Source organism: Singulisphaera rosea, assembly GCF_054877945.1.
This window is the reverse complement of the sequence record NZ_JBTYIP020000002.1, coordinates 657212-670475: the sequence shown is the minus strand read 5'-3', so window position 1 is coordinate 670475 and position 13264 is coordinate 657212. Positions and strand designations below refer to the sequence as shown.

The 13264-nt window shown below is 61.2% G+C and carries 6 protein-coding genes; all 6 read left to right on the top strand.

Annotated features, from left to right (window positions below; all coding sequences use genetic code 11):
* Positions 1–29 precede the first annotated feature (29 nt).
* Positions 30–473, top strand: a complete 444-nt coding sequence (locus ACYOEI_RS05820) for a hypothetical protein (RefSeq protein WP_462848402.1) — start codon at positions 30–32, stop codon at positions 471–473.
* A 217-nt stretch (positions 474–690) separates the two neighbouring features.
* On the top strand, positions 691–1923 hold the full coding sequence (locus ACYOEI_RS05815; RefSeq protein ID WP_462848401.1) for an efflux RND transporter periplasmic adaptor subunit: 1233 nt from the start codon (positions 691–693) through the stop codon (positions 1921–1923).
* An 82-nt stretch (positions 1924–2005) separates the two neighbouring features.
* The gene (locus ACYOEI_RS05810; protein ID WP_462848399.1) at positions 2006–5170 is read left to right on the top strand and encodes an efflux RND transporter permease subunit; all 3165 of its coding nucleotides are present in this window, start codon (positions 2006–2008) and stop codon (positions 5168–5170) included.
* A gap of 118 nt (positions 5171–5288) precedes the next feature.
* Positions 5289–6602 (top strand): TolC family protein, encoded by a 1314-nt coding sequence (locus ACYOEI_RS05805; RefSeq protein ID WP_462848398.1) that lies wholly within the window; start codon positions 5289–5291, stop codon positions 6600–6602.
* 1181 nt (positions 6603–7783) lie between these two features.
* Positions 7784–8926: a di-heme oxidoredictase family protein gene (locus ACYOEI_RS05800; protein ID WP_462848397.1), complete on the top strand. Its 1143-nt coding sequence runs from the start codon at positions 7784–7786 to the stop codon at positions 8924–8926.
* 44 nt (positions 8927–8970) lie between these two features.
* On the top strand, positions 8971–13155 hold the full coding sequence (locus ACYOEI_RS05795; protein WP_462848396.1) for a WD40 repeat domain-containing protein: 4185 nt from the start codon (positions 8971–8973) through the stop codon (positions 13153–13155).
* The last annotated feature ends 109 nt before the right edge of the window (positions 13156–13264 follow it).

Sequence of the window (13264 nt, the reverse complement as noted above, 5' to 3'; positions counted from 1 at the left end):
CTCCATTCTTTAATGGGACATGGCGGCGAATGGCTTACTGGCCAACAATCACCACTGTTGGTAAGTCTGAGATTCAAGACCCTAGCCGTCTTCTGCGTGCTCAGGTCATCGTGGGTGTTTCCCTTCTCTTTTGCCTTTCTTTCGTTCCCTTTGCGTTTATTCCCACGTCCGTTAATTCTCGCGTGCCGCGGGCCCTTGAATTTGCCACGTTGCTCAGGCACAATATCTCCGATCTCGTGATCGTGCCTTCCCACGATGGTGAGATTCCGGATACGCCTTGGCTTCTGGCAGGTGACTTATGCGTCTTCGTGGAGTTCGAGGATATTAATCCTTTCGAGGAATATCCTGGGGGTCCCCAGACGTTTCCCGAAGCAAGTCACATCGCTCTCGGCGATCTCTCCACCCACGACTCTCCTCGGGCACCTTTCCTGCCGGCTTTTGCGATTCACGGTTTGATGAGCAGGCGCTTCTAAACGACAGGACCGGAATCGTCATCCGCCTTCTCCGCGGAAGAACTCGCCGTATGAGTTCTTTTCCCCGTTCGTTTTTCAGCCGATGGCCGGTTGAGACGACTTTCGTCCCTGCGGACGCGTTCTGCGCACAGCATTCCCCCCCCTCCCCCCCACACCGTTGATCCAGAACACAATTCTGAACATCTGAATGATCGCCGACAGGAGGGAATTGCATATCATGAATCCCATCCGTTTTGCCATGCGACGTCCGATCACGACTCTTTTACTCGTGGTCGTGCTCGCGAGCGGCACCGTCTTCGGCTTGTCGGAGGCGGGCGTTGTGAACCTCGGCCCCGAGAACCGCGCGTATCTCCAGAAGATCGGGGCGAGCGCCAAGCATGCCAAGGGATACGTCGTCACCAAGTATACGGAGTACTTCCACAAGAAGCATGAGGAGCACCACGAGGCGCATCACAAGGTCGTGGTGACGAGCCCCGAATCCAAGTCCGTCACCATCACCCAGCAGTATGTATGTCAGATCCACTCCCAGAAGCATATCAACGTCCGAGCCTTGGAGAACGGCTACCTCAAGTCGATCTCGATCAAAGAAGGACAGGCCGTCAAGCAGGACGACGTGCTGTTCGAGATCGTGCCGATCCTCTACAAGACTCGGTTTGATTCGGAATCCGCCGAGGCCGAAATCGCGAGACTGAAATGGGCGCAGGCGGAGAAGCTGCACAGGGACAAGGTGGTTTCCGAACAGGACGTGAAACTGCATGAGGCCGAGTACAACAAGGCCAACGCCAAGGCCCAGATGGCCAAGGCCGAGCTCGAGTTTGCCAAGCTCAAGGCGCCGTTCGACGGCATCGTCGACCGCCTCCTCGAGCGAGAAGGCAGCCTGGTCGAAGAAGGGGACATCCTCACGACCCTGTCCGACAACAGCTTGATGTGGGTCTACTTCAATGTGCCCGAGGCCGACTACCTCGAGTACATGGAAGCCCTCGGGGAGAACAAGGAAGACCGAAAGGTCGAGCTGATCCTGGCGAACGGCCACAAGTTCAGCCAAGACGGGATCATCGGTGCCATCGAGGCCAAGTTCAACAACGAAACGGGCAACATCCCCTTCCGTGCGGATTTCCAAAATCCGCAGCGGCTCCTCCGCCATGGTCAGACCGGCACCGTGCTGCTCCACCGTATCGTGACCGATGCGGTCGTGATCCCGCAGCGAGCGGTCTTCGAGATCCTCGACAAGCGCTTTGTCTTCGTCGTCGACAAGGACGGTATGGTGCACCAGCGCGAGATCCTGCCCCAGTACGAGATGGACGACATCTTCGTCATCAAGAAGGGGCTTGCGGTCGGCGACCGCATCGTCCTCGAAGGGATCCGCGAGGTTCACGACGGCGAGAAGGTTGAGTTCGAGTTTCGTCCCCCCCAACAAGTCCTGGCCGCGCTCAAGAACAGGGCGGAATAAGGACGTCTTGCTGGTACGGATACCAACATTTCTTGTTGGTCTGGATGAAGCCACCCCAACCCCGATTGCCTAGAACCGAACCATGTTCGCAAAGATCCTCTACAGACCGGCATTGGCGATCGTCATCTCCGTGATCATCCTGTTCCTGGGAACATTGGCGATTAATACGTTGCCAATTTCCCAGTTTCCCTCGGTCGCGCCGCCGAGCGTGGTGGTCACGGTCGCCTACCCAGGCGCCAGTGCCAACGTCTTGGTCGACTCCGTGCTCATCCCACTCGAGCAGGCCATCAACGGCGTACAGGACATGCGTTACATGGCGTCGGCCGCGACCAGCGCGGGCGAGGCGACCATCCAGATCATCTTCGAGCCGGGCACGGATCCCAACGTGGCCGTCTTGAACGTGAACAACCGGATCGCGACCGTCAAGAATCGACTCCCTCCCCTGGTCGAGCGGGAGGGAATCATCGTCATGCAGGCCATGACGAGTATGCTGATGTACGTGAACGTCTTCAGCACCGAGAAGGGGGTCGACCAGAACTTCCTCTACAACTACGTGTTCGTGAACCTGCTGCCCGAAATCAAGCGAATTCGAGGTGTCGGCAGCGCGACGATTCTTGGCAGCCGCCAGTACGCGATGCGCGTCTGGCTGAAGCTCGACCGCATGCGGGCCTACAATTTGTCCTCCGCCGACATCATGAAGGCCCTGGGGCAGCAGAGCATGATCGGCTCGCCGGGGCGACTCGGCCAGGCGACCGGGCGTACATCGCAGACGGTCGAGTATGTGTTGACCTATGTCGGGCGATATAACAAGCCCGATCAATACCGAGATATTATCCTCAAGGCGAATCCCAACGGCGAAATCCTCCGCCTGAAGGACGTGGCCGACGTCGAGCTTGGTGCCGCGTACTACAACCTCTACTCGGACATCGACGGGTTTCCCTCGGCGGCCATCGTCCTCAAACAGAACCCCGGCTCCAACGCCGCCGTGGTCATCGAGGAGGTCAAGAAGAAGCTCGAGGAGATCAAGGAACAGTCCTTCCCGCCCGGGATGGAATTCCAGGTCAGCTATGACGTCTCGAGCTTCCTGGAAGCCTCGATCGAGAAGGTGCTCCATACCCTCTTCGAAGCCTTCATACTGGTGGCCCTCGTCGTCTTCCTCTTCCTGGGCGACTGGCGATCGACCTTGATCCCGACGCTCGCGGTCCCGGTGTCGTTGATCGGCACGTTCTTCTTCATGCTCCTGCTCGGGCTCTCGATCAACCTGATCACCCTCTTCGCGCTCGTGCTGGCGATTGGTGTCGTCGTCGACGACGCCATCGTGGTCGTCGAGGCTGTGCATGCGAAGATGCACGAGAAACATTTGTCACCGTATCGGGCGACGATGGAGGTGGTCCACGAGATCAGCGGTGCGATCATCGCCATCACATTGGTGATGACGGCGGTCTTCGTGCCGGTGACCTTCATGACCGGGCCCGTCGGTACGTTCTATCGCCAGTTCGGCATCACGATGGCCACGTCGATCGTCCTCTCGGGCGTCGTCGCGTTGACCCTCACGCCGGTGCTCTGTGCGATGATCCTCAAACCTCACTCGGGTCCCAAGAAGATTCGAGGGCCCCTCGCGCTCTTCCTGCACGTCTTCGATCGAGGCGTGGAGAAGATTACCGGGGGTTATGCGGCCGTCCTGCGACGTATCGTGACGCTGCGCTTCATGACCCTGCTCGTCATCTCCGGCTTCGTGACCGCGATCTACCTGGTGAACACACAACTCCCGTCCGGGTTCATCCCGCTCGAGGACCAGGGGATGATCTATGGGATCATCCAGACCCCTCCGGGTTCTACGCTCGAGTACACCAACTCGAAGTCTCACGAACTGCAGATGATCGCCAAGACCATCGATGGCGTGAACTCGGTCTCGTCCTTGGCCGGTTACGAGGTCCTCACGGAGGGCCGAGGATCGAACGCGGGAACGTGCCTCATCAACCTGAAGACCTGGGCCGACCGGAAGATGACCTCCCGCGAGATCATCATGGAGTTGGAACGGAAATGCCAGGTCATGTCGAACGTGAAGCTCGAGTTCTTCGAGCCTCCCGCGGTCCCTGGCTTCGGTGCGGCCGGCGGCTTCTCGATGCGTCTTCTCGATAAGACGAATTCCAACAATTACAAACGGCTGGGCGAAGTCACGGATAAATTCCTCGCCGATTTGAAGAAGCGCAAGGAGGTGAAAGGCCTCTTCACCTTCTTCGCGAGCAACTACCCGCAATACGAAGTCGTCATCAACAACGACGTGGCCATGCAGAAGGGGGTCTCGATCGCGGACGCGATGGACAACCTATCTATTGTCATCGGCAGTACTTGGGAACAGGGCTTCATCCTCTTCGGTCAGTTTTTCAAGGTCTTCGTCCAGGCCGCCCCGGAGTTCCGGCGCTACCCGGAGGACCTGGATAACATGTTCGTCAAGAACGAAACCGGAGAAATGGTCCCCTATTCTTCGTTTATGCAGATCAAGAAGCAGCAAGGTCTCAACGAGATTAACCGATACAACCTGTATCCTTCAGCAGCCATCCAGGGGGCACCGGCCACCGGGTTCAGCAGCGGCCAGGCCATCGAGGCGATCAAGGAAGTCGCCCAGAGCCTACCTCGCGGCTACGATGTCGGCTGGGAAGGGTTGTCATACGACGAAGCCTCCAAGGGGAACTTGGCCGTCTTCATCTTCTTGGTCGTCGTCGTCTTCGTGTATCTGGTCTTGGTCGGACAGTACGAGAGCTTCCTGTTGCCCCTCGCGGTAATCCTCTCACTGCCCGTCGGGATCTTCGGGGCCTTCTTCCTCTTGCAGATTACGGGACTTTCCAATGACGTCTATGCCCAGATCGGTCTGGTCATGCTGGTCGGTCTGCTCGGCAAAAACGCGATCCTCATCGTCGAGTTCGCCGTTCAACGGCGCATCGAGGGCCTAAGCCTCGTGGAGGCCGCCATCGAAGGAGGAAAGTTGCGGTTCCGGCCCATCTTGATGACCTCCTTCGCCTTCATCGCGGGTCTACTTCCCTTGGTCGTCGCCACCGGCCCCGGGGCGATTGGAAACCGGACCATCGGCACCGCCTCTGTCGGAGGCATGCTGGTGGGTACTCTGATCGGGGTCTTGGTAATTCCTGGCCTGTATTACTTGTTCGGTAGGATTGCCGACAAGCGGTCACTCCTCAAGGATGAGGCGGATGAACCACTCAGCGAGACTTTCGCTCACAAAGCATAGGAAGCCGGCCCTGGCGTTTGTCGTCGCTCTCGGCCTCCTTCCGATCATGACGTCCTGCGGTATTCCCTCCCTCCGTGCGCCGGAACCCGGGCCGCCCGTTCCGCCGAGCTTTAACGGCGTGACGACTCCGGACAACTCGGCCCAGATCGGGATCGAAGAATTCTTCAACGATTCCACCCTCATCGGCCTGATCGAGCAGGCTCTCGTCGGTAACCAGGAGTTGAAGATCCTGGCCGAGGATATCCAGATCGCCAGCAACGTCGTGCTGGCGAATCGGGGGGCATATTTGCCCTTCCTCAGCCTCGGGGGTGGGATCGGTGCGGATAAACCGAGCCGGTATACTCGCGACGGGGCCATCGACAACCAACTGAACATCCTGCCCGGGCAGATGTTCCCCAACCCGCTCCCAAGCTTCCTGATGGCCGCCAACATCTCGTGGCAGGTCGACATCTGGCGGGCGTTGCGGAATGCCAGGGATGCGTCATCGCTGCGGTACCTCGGCACGATCGACGGGCGGACCTACGTCGTGACCCGGCTGGTGGCCGAGATCGCGGAAAACTATTACGGCCTGATGGCCCTCGACAAGCGGATCGAGAACCTGGATCGGACGATCGAGCTCCAGGAACAGAGCCTGAGATTCGCTCTCGCAAATAAGGCCCAGGCCCGCGGCACCGAACTGGCCGTCCAGCGATTCACGGCCGAAGTCCGCAGGAACCAGAGCGAGAAGCTGATCATTCGACAGGAGATCATCGAGGTCGAAAACCGGATCAATTTCCTCTCCGGGCGCTTCCCGATGCCGGTCGAACGGATGTCGGATCGGTTCTTCGATATGGAGCTCCACAGGCTCAGTCTCGGTGTCCCTTCGCAACTCTTGCAGTTCCGCCCCGACATCCGCCAGGCCGAGCGGGAGCTCGAGGCCGCCGGCCTCGACATCAAGATCGCCCGAGCCCGCTTCTTCCCGGCGTTCGTCATCACCGGGGGTGTCGGCTACTCGGCCTTCAATCCCAGGTATTTGCTGATCACTCCGGAAGCCCTCATCGCGAACATCGCGGGTGACCTGGTCGCCCCGTTGATCAACAAGAAAGCGATCCGAGCCGACTACCTCACTGCGAACTCTCGTCAGTTGCAGGCCGTCTACAACTATCAACGTGTCATTATTAACGCCTTTACCGAAGTGATCAACCGCGTGTCGGGGGTCGAGAACTATCGCCAGAGCATCGAGATCAAGAAGCTGCAGTTGAGGGCCCTCGAAGAATCGGTGAATGTCGCCACAAAACTCTTCCAGAATGCCCGAGCCGAGTATATCGACGTGCTCTTCGCCCAGCGTGACTTGATGGATGCGAGGATGGTCCTCATCGATACCAAGCGCAGGCAGTTGTCTGCCGTTGTCAACACCTATCAAGCGCTCGGCGGTGGTGTGTTCATTCGCTGAAATGCGACCGATTCTCCCTCGGACCGATCTCAAATCGAGCCATTCTGAATCCCTCCTCGGAAGCTCGGGACGACAGGACGAAACCTCGGCCGGGTCCTGTCAAGTTCGCAGATTGAGGCAAGACGACGAGGCTCTGGGCGGCCCCCTTCACGCCCAGGGACCTATCGTCGTCCCGGCTGCCCCCCTTCAATCGTCCCACCCTAAAAGCTCCCTCCCACGAACTCCAGCACCGACCAGATTCGCTCTCCACGCGAACCTTGCGCCCCAGCTTCGATCTCATGTCTTTGGATTTCAATTCCTCGTACTATTCGATTTCCTGATGCGTCTAACTTGAGGCCAGTTGGTCTCGAACTATCAGTAAAATCCGATGCAGCATGCCCTTCGCTTTCAAGCGACGGTCGAAGTTGGACGCGGTGATGACAGGCGCAGGGTCCGGGGTATTTGAGTCCGCTCGGTGCTCATTACGTGAGGGAGATCGCGATCGGGATCCTGTTTGACAGACATCGAATGTCGAACATTGCCCCGTCGCGGGGTAGAAGAACGAAAAGCCCTTCGCGATCTCATGGATTGCGAGGGGCGTTGGTCCCTCAATTGTTGGGCTGACATTTCCCAAGACGGCGGCAGCTTCGTATCCCTTGCAAGGCCTTTGCCATTTGCTTAACTTTAGATCGAAAGCATTCTTGCGAGATTGTTCCGAGGCAGAGGGACGCACCATGGGATTCTCGATTGCATGGAGAGAAAGGGGGCTTTCGGGACGCGCGTTCCTCGGGATCGGTTTGTTGGTCGTCTTCGGGACGGCGGGTTGCCGTCGCCAAGTTACCGACACTGCCCCCTCGGATCACCGCGAAGGGCCACTGACCGGACCTGCTCGGGGGCGCGAGATCTTCCTCCGCGAGTGGAGCCCTGGGTTTGTCCCGGACTCTGGGGGCGACGGCTTAGGACCGGTCTATAACGACACTTCGTGCGTCGCCTGCCACAACGCAGGCGCCTCCGGAGGGGCGGGGCCTGCGAGCAAGAACGTCGAGATCCTCACCGCCTTGCCAGTCAGCGGTGACCTCGAGGGCGGATCAGGTCAGGGTGATCCGTCGCAAGGGCAACCTGCGGGCGTCGCAGCCGCAGGCGACGGTGCTGGCGGTTCGAGTTCGGGCCCTGCGATCCCGCCGTCGCCAGAATTTGAGGCTTTGGCGAAGCGCCATAGTGGATTCCGTTCCGCCTCGAGCGTCGTCCTCCACCGGTTCGGCACCGACCCCAATTTTCGGGCCTGGCGGTCGAATCTCCTGGGCGATGACAGGAATCTCCCACAACGCGTCTCTGATGCGAAGTCGAGTCGACCGGATCCCGACGAACGGGCGAAGGCCGAGATCGAGGGCCTCGTCGAGCGAATCCGGCAACGCGGCACGGTCGAGGTCGGGACGTTCAGGGACGGCAAGATCTCTTTGCTCCTCACCGAAAGGAACACTCCGCCACTTTTCGGCACCGGTTTGATCGACGCAATCCCCGGTGAGGTTTTGAAAGCAGCCGCCCGGAAAGGCCACCCTGGGTTCCCTGAGATCAAGGGGCGTGTCTCCTACAACAAGGGGGCGAGGATCGGCCGATTCGGCTGGAAAGCTCAGATCGCCAGCCTGGAGGAGTTCGTCCTGACAGCGTGTTCGGTCGAACTGGGCCTGGAGGTCCCGGGCCATTCGCAGGCTGCCGTGCCCAATGCCCCCGGCTACAAAGCACCTGGCTTCGACCTGGAGAAAGCCGAAAGCGAGGACCTCATCGGGTTCGTCCGCAGCCTACCGGCACCCGAGGTGGCGATGGCGTCGGGCGATCTCGAATCCCGGTTCCGTCGTGAGGGGCGGGATTTCTTCGAGGCGATCGGCTGCGCGACCTGCCACACGCCCACTATCGGCGCTGCCTCGGGGATTTACAGCGACCTCTTGTTGCACGACATGGGGCAGGATTTGGGCGATTCCGGCGTCTACGGATCCTCAGCACCGGATTCGGTCGAGCTCGCGACCGTAGGGCCGGCGCCACCCATCGACCTGAAGAACCTGACCGGCGACATGCCGAGCGCCCGTCCGAAGGGGGAGGAGGTCATCGTCGGTGCGAAACGCGTCGAGTGGCGAACACCTCCGTTATGGGGTTTCCGCGACTCCGGACCCTACCTGCACGACGGACGGGCCGAGACGCTGGAGGAGGCCGTGGCCTTGCACGGGGGTGAGGCGACGATGACTTCCGAGCGATTCTTCCGACTCCCGCACCGTTCGAGGCTTCAGATCGAGGCTTTCCTCAAGTCACTGATTGCGCCGACGCCTCACGCCTCGACCGTATTGCGCTGAACCTAGTCTCACATCCTAATCACGGCGAGGGGAGAGCAACGGCCATGCGACGGCTCTGCGACGCACGGGCGATACTGTTGGTTGGCCTCGTCATCCTGACCCTGCCAGGCTGCGGCGATCGGGCGCCATCGACCGATGTCCCTACGCTGAAGGCCGCCGAGACGAAGTTTCCCAACCTTCGCCCTCGAATCAAGGTCGATCCCAACCTGCCGCACGCCATGACGATCTCGCCTGACGGAACCCGACTCGTCAGTGACACCACCCTCGGACCAGCCAGCCGGCGAGACGCGGGCGATGATGGGCATCGGCGAGAAATCACTGCCGTCGTATTTTCGCCTGACGGTAAGGATCTGGCGACAGCCGACGCCGACGGCGTGGTCAAACGCTGGGATGTCGCGGAAGGGACGCTCCGGGCCACATACCAGGACGGGATGGGCCTGATCCGCGCTCTCCGCTTCGTCGATGGCGGGATGACCTTGGTTTCCGCCGGGGACGAAGCGATCTTCGTCTTCCGCGATCTCAAATCGGGACAAGCATCGCATGTCCCAAGCGGACACACCGCCGAGGTCTCTCGCCTCGTGCTCTCGCCCGACGGCAAGATCCTTGCCTCGAGCGGCATGGACGGGACCGTGCGGCTCTGGGACGTCCGATCGAGGAGCCTCCGTTCCTGCCTTAAGGATCATTCGATGGGCGTCCGTGCTCTGTCCTTCTCACTCGACGGACGGACACTCTCCGGTGTGAATCGAGACGGCCAACAGGTCGAGTGGGATACGGAAACAGGCCGTCGCAACATTGAACCACGGGCCGAAGGATCGGTTACGGATTTCTCGATGCTGGCTTCCTCGCCCGATGGGAGTCAACTGGCACTCTCCGCATCCGGCGAGCTCCTCGTCCGCGGCCGTGCCGATCGAGAGGCTCACCGCCTCGACAGCCCCGGGGAGGTGACCTGCGCCTCATTCTCCCCGGATGGGTCCACCTTCGCCGCCGGTTGTTTGGTGGAGCGCCCGGGCAGCGAGCCCCTTGGGATGATCGTGCTCTGGAAGGTGGCGACCTGGAGCAAGTCGGCGAGTTTCATCGGGCATGCCGGCGCGGTCCGCGACGTGGCCTTCTCGCCGGACGGCAATCTCCTGGCAACCGCCGGCGAGGATCGTGTGGCCCGCGTCTGGGATGTCTCCTCGTCGATCCTGAAGGAGGAGCTCGACGACTCGGTCTCGCGCGGTGGAATCGCGGGACCGTTTCTGGCGCAACCGGATGTGATCCGGAGCGTGGCCTTCTCGCCGGACGGGCGGTCCGTCGCCACGGCCGGCGATGACGGCGTCGTCCGACTCGGAGATACTTCCTCCGGGCAAGTGGCTCGCGTGCTCAACGGCGTCGTCGGCAAGCTGGTAACGGTCGCCTTCGGTCCCGATGGTCGTCCCGTGGCGGCCGCCGGAGACGGGGGAGTCATTCGACTCTGGGACTCGGAGAACGGGCGGGATCTTGGGACGCTCACAGCAGGCCCCGAAGCCGTCCGTTCGGTTGCATTTTCCCCGGACGGGAAGTCGCTGGCCGCGTCGAGCGACGACGGGTCGGTGGGGGTGTGGGACCTGTCGACAAAAAAGAAATCGGCCACTTTGCCGAGGCACACGAGCGCGGCACGTGCGGTGGCCTTCTCTCCGGACGGCCGGATGCTCGGATCGGGGGGCGACGACTTTGCGGTGAAGCTTGGCGATGCCGCCGGTCTCTCGCGGGTCCGCACTCTGGAGGGCCATCGAGGGGCCATCGCCGATATCGCCTTCGCGCCGGACGGTCGGACGCTCGCCTCGGGCGGCGAGGACGGCGAAGCGATCCTCTGGGATGCGGTCTCGGGGGCGGTCCGATATCGGCTCCCGGGCCTGGACCTCTTCCCGCTTCTTGTTGTGCGATTCTCGCCGGACGGCGCCCTCCTGCTGACGGGTGACGAGGTGGGCACGCTGAAGGTCTGGGACGCGGCGACGGGTCGCTTGGTTGCTTCTCGAGTCCAGGCACATCTGGGCGCGATCCACTCCCTGGCATTCTCGCCCGACGGGAAGACCTTGGCGAGCGGAGGGGCTGATCGCCGCCTGCGATTCTGGAAGACGGCCGAGCTCTCGACGCCTCGTCCGTTCGTGGGGCACCCCTCGAAGATCCTGTCGGTGGCCTACTCGCCGGACGGTACCAAGCTCGCCACGGGGGGAAGTGGCGACCGCCTCGTCAAAATCTGGGACGTCGCTACCGGCCGTGAGCTTGCCTGCCTGGTCGGACATACGGGAAGGATCTTGGCCCTGGAGTTTTCACCGGACGGCTCGACGTTGGCTACCGCGTCTGACGGGCGCGAGGTCGACTGGAACGGCCTCCCCCAGGATGGGTCGGACGGCGAGGTCAAGCTCTGGGACGTCGCCACCGGCAAGGCGTTGCCCCCCCCGGCCGAGCCCTACTCGGGGACGCAGGCGATCGCCTTTTCCCCGGACGGTCAAGCCCTCGCCGCGGGGGGCGTATCCTCGGGGATTCGCGTCTGGGACCTAGTGACGCGGAAGCCCCGTTCGTACAGCGTGGTCATGGGCGAGGAGAGGACCACGATCCATAATCCGTACGGGAGAGTCCGCGCCTTGGCCTTCACGCCGGACGGCCTCAAACTCATCAGCGGCCACGACAACCACAGTACGGTCGTCTGGGATGCGATGACAGGATTCGTCTTGAATCCCCTGGGAATTCATCGCGAAGCGGTGACCGCATTGGCGATCTCGGGGGACGGTCGGAAGCTTGTCACGGGTAGCTTCGACAGGAGGATTGTGCTTTGGGACGCACCGCGAACCTCCGTGGAGCGGTGGCAGCCGAAGGTTGCCTTTACAGGCTTTCGAAGACCGATACGGTCCGTGGCGCTTTCCCCCGATGCCCGGACCATCGCCGCCACGGCGTTCAGAGCACGGCCCATTTACTTGTGGGATCCAGGCCGAGTCGAGCCTCGTTTTCGCCTGGCCATTCCCTCGGGTGTTCCGAGGCTGGGGTTCGAAGGTTTGGCCTTCTCCCCCAACGGCAAGGTTCTGGTCGTGGGTGGTGATCGGACCCTCCTCACCTGGGATGTGACCTCCGGAAGCCGGCACCTTCAGGCCCAACCGGCTGCGCGGCATGATGAGACAGCGACCCTAATCGGCCATGAGGACTCCATCCGCGAGCTATTCTTGTCCGACGATGGGCGGACCTTGGCCTGTCTCGGCAATTCTGGCGCGGTCAGGGTCTGGGATGTACCGAAACGAATCGAACAGAAGAAAGGCAGCCGGAGCGCCTCCTTCGTTCAGATCATCACGCTCTCACGCGACGGTTCGAAGCTGGCGATTGGGACGTCGGGCTTCGGTGTTGAAGATAACAAAAGAACAGTCCACTCGGGCGTCCAGATCTGGGAGACGCGAACAGGCAAGCATTTCGAGGCGCCCAAGGTCCATTCGGACGTCATGAAGGCCGTGGAGTTCACGCCCGACGGTTCGACTCTGATTACCGCCAGCCGCGATGGGGACATCCGGTTCTGGGATTCGACGGCGCTGACGCCGAAGCCCGAAATCCTGAAGAACGAGCAAGGGGTTGAATCCCTGAGGATCTCGCCTGACGGCAAGCTCATGGCCGTGGCCGCCCATATGGGGTCAATCGCCCTCTGGGATATCGCCTCGAGGAGTCGTCTCTCAACCTTCACCCATCCCGGCCATATTCGGGACGTGCGTTTCTCGCCCGATGGCCGGACCCTGGCCGTCGGCGGCGGTGCGAGGCACGACGAACCGGGCGGCTCGGCGAGGATGCCGGGCGCTTTGACCCTTTGGGACGTGCCCGAGGGTCGGCCTCGATTTCCCCCCCTGGGACAAAAGGGATGGATTAACAGCCTGGCCTTCTCTCCAGACGGCCAGGTCCTCGGCGCCTCCAGCGAGGGCAACCAGGTCATCCTCTGGGACGTGACCTCGGGGGAGGCGAAGACCATTCTCCGAGGTCATACCGACGCGGTCCAGGCCATAGCTTTCTCCCCGGACGGCAAGCTCGTCGCCTCGGGCGGCCGAGACTTGTCGCTCAAACTCTGGAACTCTCGATCGGGAGAACTCCGAGCCACGCTCCAGGGACACGAAGCCGACATCGCGGATCTTAAATTCTTGCCCGATAGCTCGACGATCGTGACGGCCGGGTACGACGCCACGATCAAACTATGGAATGTTAGGGACATCCCGACCAGCGAGGCGCAGAAGAAGTAAATCAATGAGATCCGCGAACGTCCCTGGCCACAAGGTACGCTCGCCATGTCTTTACAATCCCGAAGCGCCAGCGAGTGGATCTCTTCGCGAGAAATCAGGGAAGATTCAC

What these genes read in the sequence shown, in the direction of transcription:
- ACYOEI_RS05820 (WP_462848402.1), top strand. Translation starts at nt 30, where the DNA reads ATGGCTTACTGGCCAACAATCACCACTGTTGGTAAGTCTGAGATTCAA.
- ACYOEI_RS05815 (WP_462848401.1), top strand. Translation starts at nt 691, where the DNA reads ATGAATCCCATCCGTTTTGCCATGCGACGTCCGATCACGACTCTTTTA.
- ACYOEI_RS05810 (WP_462848399.1), top strand. Translation starts at nt 2,006, where the DNA reads ATGTTCGCAAAGATCCTCTACAGACCGGCATTGGCGATCGTCATCTCC.
- ACYOEI_RS05795 (WP_462848396.1), top strand. Translation starts at nt 8,971, where the DNA reads ATGCGACGGCTCTGCGACGCACGGGCGATACTGTTGGTTGGCCTCGTC.